Annotated in this window: 21 protein-coding genes and 1 tRNA gene; 13 read left to right on the top strand and 9 right to left on the bottom strand. The window is 67.9% G+C overall.

What is annotated here, in order from left to right:
- Nucleotides 1-110 precede the first annotated feature (110 nt).
- From AC1MEQ_RS12775 to AC1MEQ_RS12750, 6 genes are all read left to right on the top strand, one after another.
- Nucleotides 111-371, top strand: a complete 261-nt coding sequence (locus AC1MEQ_RS12775; RefSeq protein WP_479791169.1) for a GlsB/YeaQ/YmgE family stress response membrane protein — start codon at nucleotides 111-113, stop codon at nucleotides 369-371.
- A gap of 162 nt (nucleotides 372-533) precedes the next feature.
- Nucleotides 534-1,937, top strand: coding sequence for a DUF1731 domain-containing protein (locus AC1MEQ_RS12770; RefSeq protein ID WP_479791168.1), 1,404 nt, complete (start codon nucleotides 534-536; stop codon nucleotides 1,935-1,937).
- 6 nt (nucleotides 1,938-1,943) lie between these two features.
- Nucleotides 1,944-2,462 carry a methylated-DNA--[protein]-cysteine S-methyltransferase gene (locus AC1MEQ_RS12765; protein WP_479791167.1) on the top strand — a complete coding sequence of 173 codons (519 nt, stop codon included), beginning with the start codon at nucleotides 1,944-1,946 and terminating at the stop codon, nucleotides 2,460-2,462.
- Nucleotides 2,463-2,476: 14 nt separating this feature from the next.
- Complete coding sequence (locus AC1MEQ_RS12760; protein ID WP_479791166.1) at nucleotides 2,477-2,875, top strand: hypothetical protein; 399 nt, start codon at nucleotides 2,477-2,479, stop codon at nucleotides 2,873-2,875.
- Complete coding sequence (locus tag AC1MEQ_RS12755; RefSeq protein WP_479791165.1) at nucleotides 2,872-3,381, top strand: O-acetyl-ADP-ribose deacetylase; 510 nt, start codon at nucleotides 2,872-2,874, stop codon at nucleotides 3,379-3,381. Before AC1MEQ_RS12760 ends, AC1MEQ_RS12755 begins: the two co-directional genes overlap by 4 nt.
- A 13-nt stretch (nucleotides 3,382-3,394) precedes the next feature.
- A complete protein-coding gene (locus tag AC1MEQ_RS12750; protein ID WP_479791164.1) occupies nucleotides 3,395-4,021 on the top strand; it encodes a DUF2249 domain-containing protein in 627 nt (208 codons plus the stop codon).
- A 28-nt stretch (nucleotides 4,022-4,049) separates the two neighbouring features.
- Here AC1MEQ_RS12750 and AC1MEQ_RS12745 read toward each other — a convergent pair whose 3' ends face one another.
- Nucleotides 4,050-4,736 (bottom strand): Type 1 glutamine amidotransferase-like domain-containing protein, encoded by a 687-nt coding sequence (locus AC1MEQ_RS12745; RefSeq protein WP_479791163.1) that lies wholly within the window; start codon nucleotides 4,734-4,736, stop codon nucleotides 4,050-4,052.
- A 185-nt stretch (nucleotides 4,737-4,921) separates the two neighbouring features.
- On the opposite strand from AC1MEQ_RS12745, the gene AC1MEQ_RS12740 reads away from it, so the two are divergent.
- The gene (locus AC1MEQ_RS12740; RefSeq protein ID WP_479791162.1) at nucleotides 4,922-5,674 is read left to right on the top strand and encodes an SGNH/GDSL hydrolase family protein; all 753 of its coding nucleotides are present in this window, start codon (nucleotides 4,922-4,924) and stop codon (nucleotides 5,672-5,674) included.
- 77 nt (nucleotides 5,675-5,751) lie between these two features.
- Here AC1MEQ_RS12740 and AC1MEQ_RS12735 read toward each other — a convergent pair.
- From AC1MEQ_RS12735 to AC1MEQ_RS12725, 3 genes are all read right to left on the bottom strand, one after another.
- Nucleotides 5,752-5,827, bottom strand: a tRNA-Ala gene (locus AC1MEQ_RS12735).
- 157 nt (nucleotides 5,828-5,984) lie between these two features.
- A complete protein-coding gene (locus tag AC1MEQ_RS12730) occupies nucleotides 5,985-6,113 on the bottom strand; it encodes a hypothetical protein (protein WP_479791161.1) in 129 nt (42 codons plus the stop codon).
- A gap of 111 nt (nucleotides 6,114-6,224) precedes the next feature.
- Nucleotides 6,225-6,605: a hypothetical protein gene (locus AC1MEQ_RS12725; protein WP_479791160.1), complete on the bottom strand. Its 381-nt coding sequence runs from the start codon at nucleotides 6,603-6,605 to the stop codon at nucleotides 6,225-6,227.
- A 17-nt stretch (nucleotides 6,606-6,622) separates the two neighbouring features.
- On the opposite strand from AC1MEQ_RS12725, the gene AC1MEQ_RS12720 reads away from it, so the two are divergent.
- Both AC1MEQ_RS12720 and AC1MEQ_RS12715 read left to right on the top strand, forming a co-directional pair.
- Nucleotides 6,623-7,204, top strand: a complete 582-nt coding sequence (locus tag AC1MEQ_RS12720) for an AI-2E family transporter (RefSeq protein WP_479791159.1) — start codon at nucleotides 6,623-6,625, stop codon at nucleotides 7,202-7,204.
- A gap of 78 nt (nucleotides 7,205-7,282) precedes the next feature.
- Entirely contained in the window at nucleotides 7,283-7,714 is a 432-nt protein-coding gene (locus tag AC1MEQ_RS12715; RefSeq protein WP_479791158.1) for a VOC family protein, read from the top strand.
- A 30-nt stretch (nucleotides 7,715-7,744) separates the two neighbouring features.
- Here AC1MEQ_RS12715 and AC1MEQ_RS12710 read toward each other — a convergent pair whose 3' ends face one another.
- The 4 genes from AC1MEQ_RS12710 to AC1MEQ_RS12695 form a co-directional block, all read right to left on the bottom strand.
- Complete coding sequence (locus AC1MEQ_RS12710; RefSeq protein ID WP_479791157.1) at nucleotides 7,745-8,977, bottom strand: MFS transporter; 1,233 nt, start codon at nucleotides 8,975-8,977, stop codon at nucleotides 7,745-7,747.
- A gap of 142 nt (nucleotides 8,978-9,119) precedes the next feature.
- Complete coding sequence (locus AC1MEQ_RS12705) at nucleotides 9,120-10,328, bottom strand: NAD(P)/FAD-dependent oxidoreductase (protein ID WP_479791156.1); 1,209 nt, start codon at nucleotides 10,326-10,328, stop codon at nucleotides 9,120-9,122.
- A gap of 86 nt (nucleotides 10,329-10,414) precedes the next feature.
- Complete coding sequence (locus tag AC1MEQ_RS12700) at nucleotides 10,415-11,566, bottom strand: N(5)-(carboxyethyl)ornithine synthase (RefSeq protein ID WP_479791155.1); 1,152 nt, start codon at nucleotides 11,564-11,566, stop codon at nucleotides 10,415-10,417.
- Between the two features lie 140 nt (nucleotides 11,567-11,706).
- Nucleotides 11,707-12,930, bottom strand: a complete 1,224-nt coding sequence (locus tag AC1MEQ_RS12695) for an ROK family protein (protein ID WP_479791154.1) — start codon at nucleotides 12,928-12,930, stop codon at nucleotides 11,707-11,709.
- Between the two features lie 118 nt (nucleotides 12,931-13,048).
- On the opposite strand from AC1MEQ_RS12695, the gene AC1MEQ_RS12690 reads away from it, so the two are divergent.
- From AC1MEQ_RS12690 to AC1MEQ_RS12675, 4 genes are read left to right on the top strand one after another with little or no spacing between them, the layout of a single operon-like run.
- A complete protein-coding gene (locus AC1MEQ_RS12690) occupies nucleotides 13,049-14,326 on the top strand; it encodes an ABC transporter substrate-binding protein (RefSeq protein WP_479791153.1) in 1,278 nt (425 codons plus the stop codon).
- A gap of 26 nt (nucleotides 14,327-14,352) precedes the next feature.
- Nucleotides 14,353-15,306 (top strand): carbohydrate ABC transporter permease, encoded by a 954-nt coding sequence (locus AC1MEQ_RS12685; protein ID WP_479791152.1) that lies wholly within the window; start codon nucleotides 14,353-14,355, stop codon nucleotides 15,304-15,306.
- An 8-nt stretch (nucleotides 15,307-15,314) separates the two neighbouring features.
- Nucleotides 15,315-16,193, top strand: coding sequence for a carbohydrate ABC transporter permease (locus AC1MEQ_RS12680; RefSeq protein WP_479796128.1), 879 nt, complete (start codon nucleotides 15,315-15,317; stop codon nucleotides 16,191-16,193).
- Between the two features lie 52 nt (nucleotides 16,194-16,245).
- Nucleotides 16,246-17,922 carry a glycoside hydrolase family 13 protein gene (locus AC1MEQ_RS12675; RefSeq protein ID WP_479791151.1) on the top strand — a complete coding sequence of 559 codons (1,677 nt, stop codon included), beginning with the start codon at nucleotides 16,246-16,248 and terminating at the stop codon, nucleotides 17,920-17,922.
- Nucleotides 17,923-17,989: 67 nt separating this feature from the next.
- Here the strand turns inward: AC1MEQ_RS12675 and AC1MEQ_RS12670 are convergent, their stop codons facing one another.
- A complete protein-coding gene (locus tag AC1MEQ_RS12670) occupies nucleotides 17,990-19,480 on the bottom strand; it encodes an enoyl-CoA hydratase/isomerase family protein (RefSeq protein WP_479791150.1) in 1,491 nt (496 codons plus the stop codon).
- Nucleotides 19,481-19,487: the final 7 nt, after the last annotated feature.

Here is a 19,487-nt window from a genome sequence, read left to right as displayed (position 1 = left end):
CAACTGCCCTCGTCAACGACTTTTGGTAATATCACCAGTTGTCGCATCGGGGACGTAATGCCCCCCGGGGACTACAGCCCACAGCATGTGGGAAACGCAAGGAGGACAGCATGAATTTCCTGGCTTTTCTACTTCTCGGACTCATCGCCGGCGCCATCGCCAAGGCGATCCTGCCGGGCAAACAGGGCGGCGGCTGGATCGCCACCCTGATCCTCGGCGTCATCGGCGCCATCCTCGGTGGTTGGATCGGTGGCTTCTTCGGCAGCGGTACCGCCGGATTCTTCGACATCGTGTCCTGGATCTGGGCCATCGTCGGCGCGCTGATCGTCCTGGTCATCTGGGGCTTCATCACCAAGCGCCGCACCGCCTAACAGCACGACGCACCACCTGACGAGGTGGCCATCCCCGCGGGGGGTGGCCACCTCGTCCGCGTCCGGCCCCCTGGCCACCCCGACCGACCGTTCGCGGCTAGTACGAAAGTAAGGCTTTCGACACCCACGGCGCGCAGCGCGCTGGGACGCTAAGCTGAAAGCATGGCCTGGAACCGCACTCAGCACCATCTCCTCGCACTACCCCCCGAGGACATCTGGCGCATCATCTCCGCCCCGGCCCGGTTGCCGGAGTGGAACCGTGCGGTCCGTTCGCTGGTCCCCGAGCACCAGGGACCAGCGGTTCCGGGCACCCGGCTCGCTTTCACCCCCAACCCGCCGCTCATCGGTGCCGTCCACTCGCGCACCGCCCCCGATGCCGTGGTCACCCGCAGCCAGCCGGGCACCTCGTTCGCCTGGCGCCAGCACCAACCCGGAGGCGGATTGCTCGTCCACTGGGAAATCCGCGGGCACGACGGCGGCACCCTCCTCACGCAGAAGATCGCCATCGAGGGCTACGGCTCGGCCCTGTTCACCGAAACCGCAGCCAAGCCCCTGGCCGCCCATTTCGCGGAGAACTGTGCCCGCCTCTATCGTCTCGCCGGGGGAATCAGCGACCATTCACGTCGCGTGGTCATTGCCGGCGGGAACGGTTTCCTGGGTACCCGGCTGGCCGCCGACCTGTTCTGCCGCGGCCTGGATCCCGTTATCCTCACCCGCACCCCGCGGCCCGATTCCCCGTTCCGCCAAGCCACGTGGGACGGCCGCAGCCAGGGCGCGTGGGCCTCCGAGCTGGAGAACGCCGCCGGGGACGTCTCGCTGGTCAACCTCGCCGGCCGCCTGGTCGATGTCCGCCCGACGGCCGAGGCGATCGCCGAGCTGCGCGATTCCCGGGTCGATGCGACCCGCACGCTCGTCCAGGCCAGCCGAAAGCTCGGCACACCCGTGGCCCGCTGGGTGCAGGCCAGCACCACGGCCATCTACTCCGACGCCGGCGACGACCGGCTGACCGAGGATTCCCCGGTGCCCGAGGGCAGGGACGCGCTGCCGCAGATGACAGGCGTCGCCCGTCCCTGGGAGGAGGCACTCAACGGCGCCAACGCGGCCCACGCGACCATCCTGCGCACCGCCGTCGTGTTGGAGCAGGAGTCCCCGGCCTTCGATCGCCTGGCACTGCTGGCACGCGCCGGACTCGGCGGCCCCGTGGGATCGGGACGCCAATGGTTCAGCTGGATCCACCTGGTGGACTGGCTGCGCATCGTGCGGGCCGGGCTCGGACTGGAACCGGGGATCGAGCTGCCCGACGGCGTCGTCATCGCCTCCGCCCCGCGACCGGTGCGCAATGCCGAACTGATGCGCCAACTGCGTTCGGTCCTAGCCGCGGGACCGCTCAAGCGCTTCGGCCTGCCCACCCCCGAGCCGCTCCTCAGGCTCGGTGCCGCCGCGCTGCGCAGTGATCCGGCGCTCGGATTGACCGGCCGGCATGCCACCTCGCGGCGGCTCTACCGGGCCGGGTTCACGTTCGAGTACCCCGAACTGGATGCCGCGCTCGCGGCCATCACGAGGTAGTCCGCCATGGTCGTGTACGCGCACATCGAGTCGCCGATCGGAAGGCTGCGCCTCACGGCCACCGACCGGGGACTGAGCGCCGTTCACATGGAAAACCATGCGCACGTCCCGCCCGGCCCGCCGGAGGGCACCGAGGTCTCCGGTTCCGGGATACCGGAGGTCATCGCCCAAACCATGGACGAACTGCGCGACTACTTCGCGGGAAACCGCACGACGTTCTCGGTGCCGCTGGATCCGCGGGGCTCCGAGTTCCAGCACCGGGTGTGGGAGCGGCTGGCCGCGATCCCGTACGGGACGACCCGCAGCTATGGGCAGCTGGCGGCCGAGCTGGGCGACCCGCATCTAACGCGAGCGGTCGGCACCGCCAACGGGCGCAACCCGATCTCGATCATCGTCCCGTGCCACCGCGTCATCGGTTCCGACGGATCATTGACCGGCTACGGCGGCGGGATCGACCGCAAGCTCTTCCTCCTCCGGCTCGAGGGCGTCCTGCCCCCGGCCGAGGACCAACCCGCGTTGTTTTGAAACCAGGAGGGACCATGCGCACCGTCGCCATCGTCTACTACGCCCGCCACGCGCCGACCCGCGCCTATGCCCAGTCGCTGGAGGACGCGCTGCGCGCAGCGGGACATCTCGCCGAGCAGGTCCAGGTCCGCAACGCGGCGGCGAACGACATCGTCTTCTACGACGCCCTGGTGCTCGTCGGGCCACCGCAATTCGGCCGCCTCCATGGGGTGGCCCTGGCCCGGTCGATAGCCCCCGAGCGGAACAGCGCCGTCGTCGTCATGGGAGGCACCCGCGACGCCGCGTCCTACCAGCGCCTGTTCAAGCCCGCCGAACGGCCGTACATCACGTTGTTCCACGAGGACGAGGGCGCAGCGGCCCTCGCGACGCTCGCCCCGGTAGTGGACTGGGTGGGAGGACAGCAGCAACTATGACCACGCTTTCGGCAGTGCAGGGGGACATCACCTCCCAGGAGGTGGACGCCGTCGTCAACGCCGCGAACACCGCCATGCGCGGCGGGGGCGGCGTCGACGGGGCCATCCACCGGGCGGGAGGGCCCGAGGTCCTGGCGGACTGCCTCGCGCGTTTCCCGCGCGGACTGGCCACCGGGGACGCCGGGTGGACCACGGCCGGACGGATGCCCGCGCGCTGGGTCATCCACACCGTCGGGCCGAACCATGCGGCCGGGCAGCGCGACCGCTCCCTGCTGCTCTCCTGCTACCGGCGCAGCCTGGAGGTCGCCGATGAGTTGGGGGCCCGGTCCGTCGCGTTCCCGCTGATCAGTGCCGGCGTCTACGGCTGGCCACTGGACGATGCGGTCGCCGCCGCCGTCGAGGCGATCACCGGCACGGCCACCGCGGTCGAACGCGTCCTGCTGGTCGCCTACTCCACCGCCGACCACCACCGGGTCTCCGCAGCCCTTCAGGCCCACACGGAATAAAGGAGCACCACCCATGCCATCGACCGATCCCACCGCTATTCCGGAACTCGACGCCCGGGAGCTGCCCCAGCCCGCGCGGCACCCCGCAATCTTCACCGCCTACGTGAAACTCCCGGTGGGTGGTTCCTTCGTCCTGGTCAACGACCACGACCCGCGGCACCTGCGCGAGGAGTTCGAGGCCGACCACCCCGGCAGCCACGGGTGGGACTACCTGGACACTGCGGCGGGCGCGTGGCGGATCCGGATCACCAAGCTCGCCAGCACGCCTCTGCCCCGGGTGCTGCTCAACACCAACGACGTGGCGGCGGGGACGGGGGACCCCGAGGTGTCCGGCGCCGTCTGGAACGTGCCGGTACGCGAGCGCGACCTGGACTCGAACATCATCGCGCTGGGCCCCGGCGGAACCATCGACCCGTTTGCCGGACCGGAGCTCGACGTGATGATCCACGTGCTCGGCGGGTCCGGGACGCTGGCCACCGAACGCGGCGACGTGGAGCTGGTGCCCGGCGCGCTGGTCTGGCTGCCCCGCCGCTCCCGCCGTGCATTCACCGCCGGCCAGGAGGGGCTGCGCTACCTGACCGTGCACCAGCGCCGGCAGTCCCTGCTGCTGCAGCCGACCCGGCTGGCGGACGGGAACTGAGCCCACCGCGTCCCGAGGGGGCCCGCCATCAGGGCGTGAAGAGCTTCCACGTTCCCTCGGAGACCACGTCGACCTTTCCCGCGTCCACGCAGATGGCGCTCTGGTCGTCGATGGCGTAGGTCGGGACCGGGATGCCCGCGGCCCACCGCCCGATGTTGGCCTCGGAGGTGTCCTCCATCTCCGGGTTCCCGAAGTGCGGGTACAGGGTGAAGTCCACCAACCCGAGCCCATGCTCCGCTTCCGCACCGCGATCGCTATCCTCCGGCACGAAACCCAGGTCGAACTCCGCGTCGCAGTTGTACGGTGTCACCGCGATGCTCCCGGCGCTCATGCCCACGTAGACGGTCCGCTCCAGGGACGGCAACAGCTCGGCCAGCCCCGACCGCCGCATCCAATGGGACAGGTAGAGCACGTCGCCACCCCAGACCAGCAACGCGTCGGCCTCCCGGACCGCGGGCAGCCAATTTTCCTCGCGGATGGTCGGAAGCGCCGTCAATTCCAGCACGCCCAGGGATTTCCAGCCCAACCCGCACAGGGGGTTCGGCGCCGTTCCGGAAATCGCCTGCCACGCCATGTCCCCGCCCCCGGGAAACGAGTAGATGGCGGTGGGGATGACCAGTGCCCGGCACTCCGCCACGGGTTTGCCCAGCAATCCGACGAGCGCCCGGGCGATGCTGTCGTTGGTGATGCCCGCGGAGGTGAGCAGGAATTTCATGGTCAGTGGTCCTTCCGGAGACCGGGCCGCACCGCGGCACGATGCTGTCCGCACACTAACGGCTCCCCGCCGGCGGTACAAGGATCCGGTCCGCCCGTTCACCCCTCGGACACCCTGTCGCTACCGCGCCGTCGGCCCCGGCCGGTAACGTCGCCGACAACACGACCCCGGGAGGGCCCGACGCGATGAAAACACCTGCACGACGGCGATGGCTCCTGGCCGGCGCCGCCGTCCTGGCTGCCGTCCTGGGCGTCGTGGTCCTGGTCATGGTGCTGGCCCCGATCCCCCACCAGCAGGTCGGCCCCACCCCGCGGTCCGAGCCCGGTTCGACGGCCGAGGCGCTGCCGCCGGGATCGACCGCGTTGTTCATCGGCGATTCCTATTCCTACGGCGTCGGTGTGGGCAGCGAGGAACTGCGCTGGACTTCGCTGGTGTCCTCCGACCTGGGGTGGGTGGAGCAGAACCGGGCGCTGGGCGGGACGGGCTACCTGGCGAGCCCGCCACACTTCGCCTGTCGCCAGCCCCACTGCCCGCGCTATGCGGACCAGCTGGGGATCGTCGCCGCCCAGGGGCTGGATCCGGACGTCGTGGTCATCGCGGGCGGCCAGAACGATGCGGCCGTCTACAGGGTGGATCCGGCAGCCGGGGAACGGGCCATCACCCGGACCTACCGCCGGGCGGCGACGCTCTTCCCGGAGGCACGGATCGTCGGGGTGGGGCCCAGCTGGCCGGCCGGCAACGCCCCGTTGGCCCGGAGCATGGACCGGGCCGTCGCCGACGCGGTCAACGACGTCGGCGGGACACACATCTCGCTGCTTGATCCAGCGGTCGTCGTCCCGGCCATGGTGCAGGCCGACCGCATCCACGTCGGCCCCGACGGACATCGGGCGATCGCCGACCGCATTCTGGCGGGATTGCGGCGTGCGCCCGGCCGATGAGGCGGGTCGGAGCCGGGAAGGCGGGTGGAAGCGAAAAAGGCTTCCCGGTTCTTGCGAACCGAAAAGCCCTTCTCCCGTGGTGGAGGTAAGGGGATTCGAACCCCTGACCTTCTGCATGCCATGCAGACGCGCTACCAACTGCGCCATACCCCCGCAGGATGCCCCTGTTGACGTCTTTCGACGTCCGGGACGATTCAATAATCTACAGCACCCGGGCCACGATGCGCCAATCGGAGCATGCACCGCCTGCACATCTCATCCCATGGACCGATGCTGGCGCCGAGCGCCCCGCCGTAAGCTGGGATCCGAACTACAGCAGGGGGAACGACCAACCCATGGAACCAACCAGGGCGAACGACCCGTCACCGGCCGCCGAGCCCAGGGCGCCGATGCCGCGCTTCGTGCTGATCTGCCTCGGGCTGGCCGGGCTGGCCATCACGCTGCACTTCTTCCAGGGCCTCTCCGGCATCGTGGCCCCGGTGTTCCTGGGCCTGAACCTGATGATCGTGGCCTATCCGCTGCAGCTTTTGATGTCCCGCTTCGTGCACCGCTACCTGGCGGCCATCCTCACGGTCCTCATCGTCCTGGCGCTGCTCCTCGTGTTCCTCGGTGCCACGGCATGGGCCGGCAGCGAACTGCTGCTCGCGCTGCCCCGGTACAACAAGGAGTTCATCGACCTCTGGGAGAACGTCTCGACATGGCTGGGGACCATGGGCATCAGCCAATCGATGCTCGTCGACCAACTCAAGTCGATCAACGCCGGCAGCATCGTCAACCTGGTGCGCCCGGTGCTGAACAACGTCTCCTCCGTCATGACGCTGCTCGCCACCGTGGTGATGACCGTGTTCTTCCTGGGCATGGACTCGACCCAGATCCGACGTCGCCTGAGCGTGATCAGCGGGATGAACCCGCGCTTCACCGAGGCCATCATGGCCTTCAGCCGGGGGGGTGCGCCGCTACTGGATCGTCACCACCGTGTTCGGCCTCATCGTGGCCCTGCTCGACGTCTGGGTCCTGGCGATCCTCGGCATCGAGCTGATCTGGGTCTGGGGAGTGCTGGCGTTCCTGACCAACTACATCCCCAACATTGGTTTCGTCATCGGCCTGGTCCCGCCGGCGCTGCTCGCCCTGCTCGACGGCGGGCCGGGACCGGCACTCGCCGTCGTCGCGGCCTACAGCCTGCTGAACTTCACCGTGCAGTCGATCATCCAGCCCAAGTTCACCGGCCAGTCCGTCGGCGTCACCCCCACCGTTTCGTTCCTGTCGCTGCTGTTCTGGTACTGGGTGTTCGGTTGGCTCGGCGCCCTGCTGGCACTACCGGCAACCCTGCTGCTCAAGGCACTGCTGGTCGACGCCGATCCGAAGGCCCGGTGGATCAACGCACTCATTTCCAGCCAGGCACCCCCACGGCCCACCCCGGCACGAGCCGCCCGTGCCCCGGCACCGCCGGAAGACCCCAGCACGACGGCGGAGCCTGCTCGTGGGGACGGGTCGCCTGCCGTGCGCGAAGGCCACGAAGAGAACCGCTGACCTCTTCCCAACGCCCGGGCCTCAGGCAAGAATGATCTCGGGCGCCACCGCGCCCGCTTCCCACCGAAGGGCAACACCATGAGCATCGGCTTGACCCCCTACCTGAGCTTTAGCGGCAATGCGCGCGAGGCCATGGAGTTCTACAACACCGTGTTCGGCGGCGAATTGAGCGTGCTGACCTTCGCCGACGGCATGGGCGAGAAGGACCCCGAGCAGGGCCGGAAGGTCATGCATTCCTCCCTCTATGTCGAGCGCGGCATCCACCTGATGGGCAGCGACTCGGGCGAGGGCTACCCGGCCTCCCCCAACGGCACCACGTCATTGAGTTCCGACGGGGCCGGGGGCCAGGACGCCCAGACCCTGCAGGGCTGGTGGGACAAGCTCTCCGACGGCGCCACCATCACCATGCCGCTGGAAAAGGCCCCCTGGGGCGACTCCTTCGGCCAGTTGACCGACAGGTTCGGTGTCGGCTGGATGTTCAACATCTCCGCCACGCAAGACGCCGGCTGACGCCACGTCCCGGACGGCACGGGCTGCGCCTCAGGCCGGTTCGGCTGCCTGTTCCGCGGCCCGTGCATCGGCCGCAGACCGGGCCTTGAAGACCCGTGCGGTCAGCAACGCCAGGCACAGCCCCAGCAGTGCCAACCCGGCCCCCAGGAACGCCGGGGCCTGGTAGCCGAAGCCGAGCTTGATGATCGCCGCACCCAGCGCCGCTCCCAGGGCGTTGGCGATGTTCAGCGCCGAGTGGTTCAACGACGCCGCCAGCGACTGTGCCTTCGGGGCCGAGTCCATCAGCAGTGCCTGCAGGCTCGGCACCAGGATCGATCCGGTTCCGCCGAGAATGAAGACCAGGATCAGTGCGGGGACCGGGTAGGGCGAAAGCAGCCCGAAGGCGCTCATGAACACGACCATGGCGATCGTGGCGATGTAGATGCTGCCGTGCACCGACCAGTCGGCCAGCCGGCCGCCCAGGACGTTCCCGCACACCATGCCGATGCCGTACAGGCCCAGCACCAGCGGAACCGCTGCGGCCTGCAGACCGGTCACATCGGTCAGGGTCGGGCTGATGTAGGAGTAGACGGCGAAGAAGCCACCGAAGCCGACGATTCCGGTGGCCATGGCCATCCAGACCCGACCGCTGCGCAGCGCCGTCAATTCACGGCGGATGCTGGCCCCCTCGTGGATCGGGTTGAAGGGCACCCAGAGGCGGATCGAGATGAGCGTCAGCACCCCGATGATGGCCACGGAGGCGAACATCCAGCGCCAGCCCGCTTGCTGGCCGAGCCAGGTCACGGCCGGCACGCCGAGCACGTTGGCCACCGACAGGCCCATCATCACCCAGGCGATGGCGCGCCCGCGCATCGTGGCGGGCACCAGATTCCCGGCCAGGATCGCGGCCAGCCCGAAGTAGGCACCGTGCGGCAGGCCGGACAGGAACCGGGTGACCAGCATGGTGTCGTACGTGGGGGCCAGGAACGAGGAGAAGTTGGCGACCGTGAAGAGCACCATCAGCCACGAGACCATCGTCTTGTGGGCGACGCGGGCCCCCAGTGCCGTGAGCAACGGGGCACCGACGACGACGCCGAGCGCGTAGGCGGAGATCATCAGGCCCATGTCGGCGTTGCCGACGCCGAGGTCCGCGGCGCCCTCCTGCAACAACCCCATGATGGAGAACTCGGTGGTGCCGATGCCGAATCCGCCCAGCGCCAGTGCGACGACCGCGACAAGCAGCGGCCGTCCGGAGAGCATGGTGGTGCGTGGCGGGGTGGTCATGCGGCGTTTCCTACCTTCGAGAGCATGGTGCGGTGTGGGTGACCGGCCAGGTGCCTCGTTGCTTCCGTGGCGCGTACCGAGGACAACAGTCTATTGACCCGCGTCCATTCCCCGCGCATCGATGGCCGCCATGCGCCGAGGATCACAGGTCCTCGAGCGGGACCCCATCGTCGGAGAGCCGGTCCTCGTCCACGCTGCTGCCCACCAGGGCCCGCAGGGTGTCGTTGACGTCCCAGATGTTCACGTTCATCGCCGCCGTGACCACGCCGTCCTCCAGCCAGAACGCGATGAACTCGCCATCATCCAGTTCGCCGCGGATGACGATCCGGGCGTCCGGGCCGGCATGGCCCACGTATTCCATGCCCAGGTCGAACTGGTCGGTGAAGAAATAGGGCTGCCAGTCGTAGCGGTCCGTGCGGCCCAGGATGGTCTTTGCCGCCAGTTGGCCCTGCCGGATGGCGTTGTCCCAGTGTTCGACGCGCAACCGCCCCAGCTGGGTGTTCTCGGCGTTGGCCACGTCGCCGGCGGCGAGGATGTCGGGGTCGCTGGTGCGCAATGCGCTGTCCACCAGCACGCCGTTGTCCGTCTCCAGGCCTGCGGCCTCGGCCAACCCGACCGCGGGGACGGCGCCGATCGCAACGAGCACGACGTCGGCTTCCACGTCTCCGGCGGACGTCTCCAATCCCGCTGCCCGCCCGTCGCGTTCGATGATGCCGGTCACCTGGGTCCCCAGGCGCAGTTCGACCCCGTGGCTGCGATGCAGGTCGGCAAAGTGGTTTCCCAGCTCGTCGCCAAGAATGTTCCCCAACGGTGTGCTGCCGGGGGCGACCACGGTGACCTCCATGCCGGCCTGCCGGGCACTGGACGCGACTTCCAGCCCGATCCACCCGGCGCCGACGATGGCCAGGTGCCCTCCGGCGGCGAAGGCCGCCTTGAGGTTCTGCGCGTCCGGGATCCGCCGCAACATCATCACCCCGGGCAGCCCGGCTCCGGGCAGGTGCAGACGGCGCGACTCGGCTCCGGTCGCCAACAGCAGGTGTCCGTAGCGGTGCTCGGCACCGGAGTCCAGCGTCACCGTGTGCGCCGCCCGGTCGATCGAGGCGGCATGCTCGCCCAGCAGCAAGGTGACATCGTGCGCGGCATACCAATCGCCGTCGTGCACGATGGCGGCCTCCGCCTCCTGCTTGCCCTGGAGGAAGTCCTTGGACAGCGGTGGGCGTTCGTAGGGGGCGACGGCCTCGTCGGCGATGAGCGTGATGGTGCCGGGGTATCCGTTTTCACGCAGGGTCGCCACGGCGTGCGCCGCCGCCAGGCCCCCTCCGATGATGACCGTGCCGTCCGATGCTGTCATGGCTACCTCCCGGGTCCGCCCGCGCCCCGTATGGGGCCGCTTCCCCTCAACGTAGGCCGGGCGCCGACAACGCACAAGCCCCGGGCTCAGAGGGCCAGGTGCGGGTACTCCGGACCGCGCTGCTGGAACGCCAGGATGGCGGGATTGACGACGACGCCGTCCCGCACCTCGATCGCCCGGGTGATGGTTTCGCTGCCGGCCCAGCCCTCGGGCCCGCCCATCACGGTGGCCAGGAACGGCAGGAGTGCGGCACTGATCTCCCAGCTGGCCGAATCCCAGAGGTAGGAGGGGCTGTGGTCCACCGCGTAGTAGTCGATGTCCTTCCCGACCTTGAACATCGGGTCGGCGAAGCTGGTGGGCCGCGCCCATTCGAAGGCCATGCCCGCATCGCAGGAGACGTCCACGATCAGGCTGCCCGGGTAGAAGGCCTCCAGATCCCCGGCCCGCAGGTAGAGCAGCGGGTCGTTGGGGTCCTGCAGGGTGCAGTTCACGACGATGTCGCTCTCGGCGAGGAAGGGCGCCAACGGGACCCGGCCCCGGTCATCGGTGATGACCTCGCTGAGGTAGGGGCCGCCGTCGTGGTCGAACTGGATCATGTGGGCCGAGTGGATGGGGGCGGCCACCGAGGCGACCTTGCGGTTGGTCAGGACCCTGACGTCCGCGACGCCATGGGCCTTCAACGCCGTGACTGCGCCGCGTGCCGTCGCCCCGAAACCGATGACGACGGCGGTGCGTCGGCGGCCGTAGTCGCCGGTGAACCCGGCGAGGGCCATGGCATGGATGACCGAGCTGTACCCGGCGAGCTCGTTGTTCTTGTGGAAGACGTGCAGGGAGAATCCGCCGTCGGACGCCCAGTGGTTCATCGCCTCGAAGGCGATCAGGCTCAGGTGCTTGTCGATGGCGAGCTGGGTCAGCCCGCGGTCCTGTACGCAGTGGGGCCAGCCCCAGAGCGTCTGGCCATCCCGGAAATCCTCGAGATCGCGCGCCTGCGGCTTGGCCAGCAACACGGTATCGGCCGCCTCGATCACCCCGGCCCGCGTGGTCACCTGCCCGACCAGTGCGGCGAGATCGGCATCGGTGAACCCGAACCGCTCGCCATACCCCTCCTCGAGGACCATGCGATCACGCAACCCCGGGGCGATCCGTTCCAGATGTACCGGGTGGATCGGGACGCGGTGTTCATCGGTCTTGCGGGACTTGCCCAGTACGCCCAGTACGGGATTATTCGCTGTTGCCATGGTGCACATCCGTTTCGGGGCGCCGCCATGGCGCCGTGGGCCTTACGCTACACGGGGGTTGGCGCCTCCCGGCATCCGGAGTCCCCGGCGCGGGACGGTTGATCCTGCTTGCCGCAGCCGACCCGCAGAGGGGACCCCGGTCAGCACACGGTGGCGGCAGCGGAGGATTTGATCCACATCGCGTTGTCCCTGACATGGGACAGCGAACGGACGACCGCTCCGATGCCGACGCCCCGGTCACCGAAGTCCGAGGCCACCACCTCGGGTACCGGGGCATGGGTGAGCTCCGCGAGTAGGAGCCTGGTCCGCTCGAGCAGGAGATCGGTGGACGGGGCAACGGCACCGGCGATGATGATCCGCTCAACGTCAAGCAGCCCGGCCAGTACCGCGCAGATGCGGCCGAGGCGCTGCGCCAGCCGTTCGACGATTTCCAAGGCGATGGGCTCCCCCTGACGCGCAGCCTCGAAGATTTCCGCGGCGTCGAACTGACCGGACGTGGCCCCGGGGAAACGGGAGTCCACCGGGAATCGGCCCGAGGCGAAGGCCTCGCTCGCCCACGTGCGTGCCACGGCCCCCAGCCCGTCGGCCGAGCCGACCCCCTCGACGAGATCGAGCAGGTGCAGTTCCCCGGCACCACCGCGGGCACCGCGTACCAGTTGGCCGTCCAGGACGTATCCGGCACCGAACCGCTCGCCGGAAACCAGCGCCACATAGGACCCGTACCCCCGGCCGGCGCCCCAGGCGCCCTCCGCGAGGGCGGCCAGATTGGCGTCGTTCTCGACGATAACCGGCCAGCCGCGCGCGGCAAAAAGGGTTGAATAGTCCGGATTCATCCGCTGCCAGAAGTCCACGTCGGCTTCCGGGGACAACCCGTCGGCGTTGACGGGGGCAGAGACACCGATCGCGAGGCACATCACCTGCGATGGCTCGCACCGTGCAGCAACCAGGGCGGCGTCGACCACCGCCTCGGCAGTGGCCCTGCGCTGCGCGACGGGCGTTCCCTCCGGGTCGACGGCCCGGGCGTCGCGCCCGCGAACCACCCCGCGCAAGTCCGACACTGCGGCACTGATCCTGTGGGGGCCGGCGTCAACCCCGACCACGACCCCGGCATCACCGCGAAGCTCATAGCGTCTCGCGGGGCGCCCCTTGCGGTAATCCGTTCCCGCGCTGCGGGCGTTGGGTAGTTCGGCGAGCCAGCCCAGTTGAACCAGGTCGTCGCAGAGTCCAATCACCGTGGAGCGGGTCAGGCCCGTTGCGGCGATGAGGTCACTGGCGGTGAAGGCCGCGTGGTCCCAGGCATGGCGCATGACGGTCTCGGCGTTGGCGAGCTTCGGTGCGCTCGTCGTTACGTTTTCCTTCGGCATAAGCCTTGACACACCCCTTTCCCATGCCCAAGTATTGCTGCTCAAGAGTTGATTGTCAGCTTAGATTTATTCATCATAGAAATTGTAGCCCCGCTACACGACCTCACCGGGAGAACACGTGGTCTCGACGCTTGCATCCACACGGCCGACCGTTTCACGGCGGACACTCCTGGCCGGGCTCGGAGCCACCGGCGCCGCCGCAGTCCTCGCAGGGTGCTCTTCGGCCAAGAGTCCCACCGAGATCACGTTCCACCAATCCAAGCCCGAGGCGATCGGCTACTTCTCACGGCTGGCCGCACAATTCAACGCCTCGCAATCCCGTATCCGCGTCGTCCACGACGCCACGAGCAGCCTCTCGGGAGGGTTCGTCCGGGGGAATCCGCCGGATATCGCGGCCCTGAACTACAACCTCGAGACGGCCCGGTTCATGGAACGTGGTGCGCTTTCGGACCTCTCCGACCTCCCCGAAGCCTCCAGGATCAGACCGGATGTCCAGCAGCTGGCCGACCAGTACGCGACCTACGAGGGCCGGACCAGCGTCCTGCCCTACTCGGTGACCGCGGCATCGGTCATCTACAATAAGGAGATCTTCGACCAGCACTCCCTGGCCCCACCCGAAACCTGGGACGCCATGCTGGAGCTCTGCCAGCGACTCAACGACACGGGAGTGGTGCCGATCTACGGCACCTACCGCGACCCCTGGACGCTCACCCAAGGCCTTTTCGACTACTCGGTCGGCGGCATGGTGGACGTCGAGCACTTCTACTCCCGAATGAACGACCTCGGGACCAGGGTGGGTCCCGCGTCGGACGTCTCGTTCGAGAAGACCTTCGCCCAACCCGTGAAGCGCATGGTTTCACTGGCCGCCTTCTCGAACGACAACGCAGGCAGCCGAGGCTACGGGGATGGCAACACGGCCATGGCCAACGGGAAGGCCGCAATGCTCATGCAGGGCCCGTGGGCCTTCGGCGAAATAGCGAAGACCAATCCGGACGCCAAGCTGGGAACCTTCCCGCTCCCCATGACCAACGACCCCGCCGACCGCAAGATCCGTGTCAACATCGACCTGTCGTTGTGGATTCCCACTGCTTCACGCAAGCAGGAGGCCGCACGGGAGTTCCTGACGTTCCTGATGCGGCCGGAGATCCAAGATGGCTACAACCGGGCGTTCCTCGGCTTCGGAACCCGCAAGAACGACAGGGAGGAATCCGACCCCCGAATCGCGCAGATGCGAGGCTACTACGACCAATCTCGCTTCTACATGGGCGCATCGCAATTCATCCCACGCATGATTCCCACGGAGAACTACATCCAGTCCATTACCGCAGGCGCCCCCGTCGGGCGGACCCTGCGCACCCTCGACCAGGACTGGGCCCGACTGGCCTTCCGGCAATAACACGGCACCCAGGAAAGGGATTCCCCATGCCATCCACCATCGACGCGACACTGCTCGCCACACAGACGAACTCAGCCGCCCCACAGGCGGACCCATCCCCCTCCCCGCTCCGCCCGCCGAAGCGTCGGCGGGTCGACCCCGTGTTCCACCTTTTCCTGGTTCCGACCCTACTGGTGTTCACCCTGGCCATCATGCTGCCGGCCGTCATGGGCATCGTGTACAGCTTCACCAATTCGATCGGATTCGGGGACTTCGACTTCATCGGAATCAACAACTACATCGCTGCCTTCGCGGACCCATCAATCCTCTCTGCCTATGTTTTCACCCTGGGGTTCGCGCTGGTGACAGTGGTGCTGGTCAACGCCATATCGCTGGCCCTGGCCATCGGCTTGACCGCACGCATCAAGTTCAAAGCGGCGCTGAGGGCCATCTTCGTCGTCCCGATGGTCGTTTCCGGCATCATCATCGCCTACGTCTTCCAGTTCCTGTTCTACAATTCGCTGCCGGCCCTCGGCGAAGCGTGGGGGATCGGGATCCTGTCGAAGAGCATCCTCACGAACCCGGACCTGGCCTGGACGGGCATCGTCGCGGTGACGGCGTGGCAGGCCATCCCCTCGTCCATGCTCATCTTCATGGCCGGGCTACTCGCCATTCCCGGTGACATCTACGAGGCAGCGGCGATCGATGGCGCCTCGGCCTGGCAGCGGTTCAGGAACATCACCCTGCCCCTGATTGCCGGCTACCTCATGATCAACACCATCATCAGCTTCAAGAACTTCCTGAACGCCTACGACATCATCGTCGGCTTGACCGACGGCGGCCCCGGCACCTCGACCTACAGCATCGCCATGAAGATCTTCAGCGGATTCGATGGTGGGGACTACGCCTATCAAATGGCCAATGCCACGATCTTCTTCGCCATCGCCATCGTCCTCGCACTCCTCCAATTGCGACTGACCCGCGGAAAGGCCGCACTATGAACACCTCTATGCCGAAGGCGCCCACTTCCCCTGCCTCCCGGCGCCTCGGACGTGGTACCCGAACCCGCAGAACCCATATCAACTGGCCGGCCACCCTGTTGTTGGTGGCAGGAAGCGTCACGGTCTTCCTGCCCTTGTATGTGACTCTGACGATGGCGTTGAAGAGTACCCGCCAGGCGGTGGACGGAAATGCCTTTTCCCTTCCGGCGCCGGTGGATCTCTCCGGCTTCAGCGAGGCCTGGGAGCTGACCGGCTTCGCCCGAGGTTTCACCATTTCCGCCCTCGTGTCGGCGGCCACCGTCGTCGGGACCATCCTGCTGGCCTCGATGGCGTCCTATGCAATCGTGCGCAATTGGGACCGGCGTCTCTTCCGGTGGTCGTTCTTCTACCTGCTGGCCGCCATGTTCCTGCCGTTCCCCGTGGTGGCCCTGTCGCAGATCAAGCTCACGGGCATGGCCGGACTGGACAACCCCGGTGGCGTCGCGCTCCTGCACATCATGTTCCAGCTCTCGTTCAGCGTCCTGCTGTTCACCGCATTCCTGCGCTCCATCCCCGACGAGCTGGAGGAAAGCGCACGATTGGACGGGGCGAACACCTGGCAGGTCTTCTGGAAACTCGTCTTTCCGCTACTGGCCCCCATGAGCGCGACAGTGGGCATCTTCGCCTTCCTGGCCTCCTGGAACGACTTCATGATGCCCTTCCTCATCACCTCCGACGCCTCGTTGCAGACGTTGCCCGTCCTGCAGAGCATCTTCCAGACCCAATTCAGCAACAACTACAACGTCGCCTTCGCGTCGTACCTGATGGCGATGGCACCAGCCATCGTGGTCTACCTGTTCACCCAACGCTGGGTCATGTCCGGGGTGACCCAGGGCGCCATCAAGTGATCCACACAACCACCAACACCCAGAAACCAGCCACTGAAAGGCAGGACCTCACATGACCGAAACACTCGCAGGACACCAGGGGAAGGCCCCCGGCGCCGACGCCGCATCGTGGTGGCGACAGGCCGCCGTCTACCAGATCTACCCGCGCAGCTTCGCCGACTCCAACGGCGATGGCATCGGCGATTTGGCCGGGATCACCGACCGCGTCGGCTATTTGCGGGAGCTCGGTGTCGATGCCGTCTGGCTGAGCCCCTTCTACCCCTCCGCGCTGGCGGACGGCGGATACGACGTCGACGACTACCGCGACGTGGACCCCCGGTTGGGAACACTTGAGGACTTCGACCGCATGACAACAGAGCTGCATGCTGCTGGCATCAGGCTGATGGTCGATATCGTCCCCAACCACACATCTGATCGACATGAATGGTTCCGTGAGGCCCTGGACTCTCCCAAGGGCTCCCCCCAGCGGGATCGTTACATCTTCCGGGAGGGTCTCGGGACTGACGGTTCCCTTCCGCCCGCCGACTGGGTTTCGACCTTTGGCGGGCCGGCGTGGGAGCCCGTCGGCGACGGCCAGTGGTACCTGCACTACTTCGCCACCGAACAGCCGGATCTCAACTGGAAGAACCCCGAGGTACGTGCCGACTTCCTGAAGACTCTGCGTTTCTGGTCGGACCGGGGGGTCGACGGATTCCGCGTCGATGTGGCCCACGGGTGCGCCAAGGACCTGCCGGAGGAGCTTCCCTCCCAGGCCGACCTCGACGCCATGGACGCCACCAATGGACAGCACCCGCTCTGGGACCGTGACGAGGTGCACGAGATCTACGCCGAATGGCGCTCGGTGTTCAATGAATACGACCCGCCACGGACTGCCGTTGCGGAAGCCTGGGTAGCGACCCCGGACCGGAGGCACCGCTACGCCAGCGTCGATGGACTCGGCCAGGCGTTCAATTTCGACCTCTTGGAGGCCGATTTCGACGCCGCGGAGTTCCGCGAGATCATCTCCTCCAACCTGGCCCAGTCTTCGCTGACCGGGTCCTCGACCACGTGGGTCTTTTCCAACCACGACGTCGTCCGGCACGCGACCCGCTACGCCCTCCCGCCGCGCGGAATGGCCCCCGAAAAGCAGGGATCTGCGTGGCTGCTGTCGGGTGGGACTTCCCCGGTTCCCGACGTCGATCACGGACTGCGCCGCGCACGCGCCGCAACGCTGCTCATGCTGGGTCTTCCCGGCTCGGCCTACCTGTACCAGGGCGAGGAACTCGGCCTCCAGGAAGTCGCCGACATCCCCGACGCCGACCGCCAGGACCCCTCATTCTTCAGGAACCCCGGCAAGGACATCGGACGCGACGGGTGCAGGGTCCCACTGCCGTGGACAAGGGAAGGCGATTCGTTCGGGTTCGGCAGCGGGGGATCGCATCTCCCCCAGCCCACCTGGTTTGCCGAGAACTCCGTTCAGGCCGAGGAGGAGGACGACGCATCGACCCTGGCCTTTTACCGCGAGGCTCTGGCTCTGAGGAGGGGACTTCAGGCGGACGAATCACTGCAGTGGGTCGAGAACACCGAAGAATCTGTCCTCCATTACCACCGCCCGGGCGGTTGGGCCATCGTGGCGAACTTCGGAACGGACGACGTGGCACTGCCCGATGGCGAGGTGCTGGTAAGCAGCTCCCCGCTGGCGAATGGTCGCCTGCCCGGCGAGACGACGGTCTGGTTGAAGGTCGGCTGAACGCCGGTGGTGTCGTCGAAGCGCCGACGACGCCACCGGCTCCACCTGTCCGCCCCAGGCCCGTGACCTACCGATCAGCGGGGCCGCCATCCCTCCAGCGGGCGATGCCCCCGGTCCAGGCCGGGTAGCCGGCTCCGTCCACCGAGGCGATGTTCAGTAGCGCAGCCGTCGCCTGATCCCGATCGGCCAGATGCCGGCGGCCCGCGTCGGCGATGGCCGAGAGCAGGCGCCGCTGGGCGTCTCCGGTGTCGAGACGCGGTGGCTGCCTGGCCGCCGCGTCGCGGGCGGTTCCCCCGTCCCGGACGGCCTCCTGCGCGGCCTCCTCGATGGCGTGGAGCAGCAGCGAGGACAGGCCGGCCTGTCCGGCGGCACGGGCTACGGAGATATCCGCCATGCCCTCGGCCACCAGGTCGCGTGCCGTGGCGCGGGCGGCTTCGGTGAGGTCGGAAACCATGTGCCGCGCCGCATCCGGTCCCGTCGGTCGGGATGGATCGAGGTCCGTCCCGTCGTCGGTCTCCTCGTCGCCCGGTGGTGTTGCCGACGTCGTCTCGCCGGCGGCGGCGGTTGCCGTGTCGGCGACGGCTCCGGTGATCGCGTCCATGGCCTGCGGTCCGGCGGCCTTGCGGTCGGCGTGCCGCAGGCCGATCATGGCGCTGGACACGGGCGCGGTGACGGTCTGCGTGTAGTAGCGGGCCTCGATGACAGCTGCCGTGTCGAGGTCAACCTGGGCCCCTTCCACCGCGGCGGCCAGGATGGCCCGGGGTGCCGGGTTGTGCAAGGCGTCGAGTCGGCCGCGGAGGCGTGCCGGAAGGAACTGCAGGACCGCGGTCAGGGCATTCGGTCCAGTCGTGGTGGGAATCCGGGGCGCTCCCCCGGGGATCTCGTAGCCGTCGGCATCCCAGGGCTGGACGGCGTCGCGATGGTCCAGGATCCACTGCCGGGCCGCCGGCAGCAGCTCCTCTTCTTCCTCGACCGAAGCGTCGACGATCCCGCACTGGATGGCATCCTGCGTGCCCATGATGGACGCGCTGAGCAGCAGCTCATCGAGGGAACGCTCGACGCCGAGCAGGCGGACCGCGCGCACCACCCCTCCGGCGGCCGGGCAGATGCCGAAGTCCACCTCGGGCAGGCCGAAGCGGATGCCGGGCACGTCGACGGCGATGCGGTGGTGTGTCGCGAGCGCCAGGCCGAGCCCGCCGCCGAGCGCGGAGCCGTTCAGGGCCGCGACGACGGGGACCCCGAGGGTCTCCAGCCGACGGAACTGGGTGGCCAACCCGAGGGCCAGGTCCTGGACCGTCCGGGCGTCGGCGGCCGTTGCGGCGGCCATCATGTCCAGGTCGGCACTCGCGCAGAAGCTTTCCTTGGCGGAGGTGAGGATGATGCCGGCGAGCACCGATGCGTCCTCCGAGCGGCCCGCTTCCAACGCGTCCAGCCTGGCCGCGAGGGCGGCGACGAAGTCGGCGTCGAGCAGGTTCACCGCCGCGCCGGGCGCATCGAGGATCCAGGTGAGGATTCCGCCGTCGTGCTCCTCCTCGCGGATGACGTTGTGTTCTTCCATGTCCATC

It is taken from the genome of Arthrobacter sp. ASL1, assembly GCF_056680475.1.
This window is presented reverse-complemented; position numbering and strand designations above follow the sequence as displayed.

What these genes read in the sequence shown, in the direction of transcription:
- AC1MEQ_RS12775 (WP_479791169.1), top strand. Translation starts at nt 111, where the DNA reads ATGAATTTCCTGGCTTTTCTACTTCTCGGACTCATCGCCGGCGCCATC.
- AC1MEQ_RS12770 (WP_479791168.1), top strand. Translation starts at nt 534, where the DNA reads ATGGCCTGGAACCGCACTCAGCACCATCTCCTCGCACTACCCCCCGAG.
- AC1MEQ_RS12765 (WP_479791167.1), top strand. Translation starts at nt 1,944, where the DNA reads ATGGTCGTGTACGCGCACATCGAGTCGCCGATCGGAAGGCTGCGCCTC.
- AC1MEQ_RS12760 (WP_479791166.1), top strand. Translation starts at nt 2,477, where the DNA reads ATGCGCACCGTCGCCATCGTCTACTACGCCCGCCACGCGCCGACCCGC.
- AC1MEQ_RS12755 (WP_479791165.1), top strand. Translation starts at nt 2,872, where the DNA reads ATGACCACGCTTTCGGCAGTGCAGGGGGACATCACCTCCCAGGAGGTG.
- AC1MEQ_RS12750 (WP_479791164.1), top strand. Translation starts at nt 3,395, where the DNA reads ATGCCATCGACCGATCCCACCGCTATTCCGGAACTCGACGCCCGGGAG.
- AC1MEQ_RS12745 (WP_479791163.1), bottom strand. Translation starts at nt 4,736, where the DNA reads ATGAAATTCCTGCTCACCTCCGCGGGCATCACCAACGACAGCATCGCC.
- AC1MEQ_RS12740 (WP_479791162.1), top strand. Translation starts at nt 4,922, where the DNA reads ATGAAAACACCTGCACGACGGCGATGGCTCCTGGCCGGCGCCGCCGTC.
- AC1MEQ_RS12725 (WP_479791160.1), bottom strand. Translation starts at nt 6,605, where the DNA reads ATGATGGCCTCGGTGAAGCGCGGGTTCATCCCGCTGATCACGCTCAGG.
- AC1MEQ_RS12715 (WP_479791158.1), top strand. Translation starts at nt 7,283, where the DNA reads ATGAGCATCGGCTTGACCCCCTACCTGAGCTTTAGCGGCAATGCGCGC.
- AC1MEQ_RS12710 (WP_479791157.1), bottom strand. Translation starts at nt 8,977, where the DNA reads ATGACCACCCCGCCACGCACCACCATGCTCTCCGGACGGCCGCTGCTT.
- AC1MEQ_RS12705 (WP_479791156.1), bottom strand. Translation starts at nt 10,328, where the DNA reads ATGACAGCATCGGACGGCACGGTCATCATCGGAGGGGGCCTGGCGGCG.
- AC1MEQ_RS12700 (WP_479791155.1), bottom strand. Translation starts at nt 11,566, where the DNA reads ATGGCAACAGCGAATAATCCCGTACTGGGCGTACTGGGCAAGTCCCGC.
- AC1MEQ_RS12695 (WP_479791154.1), bottom strand. Translation starts at nt 12,930, where the DNA reads ATGCCGAAGGAAAACGTAACGACGAGCGCACCGAAGCTCGCCAACGCC.
- AC1MEQ_RS12685 (WP_479791152.1), top strand. Translation starts at nt 14,353, where the DNA reads ATGCCATCCACCATCGACGCGACACTGCTCGCCACACAGACGAACTCA.
- AC1MEQ_RS12680 (WP_479796128.1), top strand. Translation starts at nt 15,315, where the DNA reads ATGCCGAAGGCGCCCACTTCCCCTGCCTCCCGGCGCCTCGGACGTGGT.
- AC1MEQ_RS12675 (WP_479791151.1), top strand. Translation starts at nt 16,246, where the DNA reads ATGACCGAAACACTCGCAGGACACCAGGGGAAGGCCCCCGGCGCCGAC.
- AC1MEQ_RS12670 (WP_479791150.1), bottom strand. Translation starts at nt 19,480, where the DNA reads ATGGAAGAACACAACGTCATCCGCGAGGAGGAGCACGACGGCGGAATC.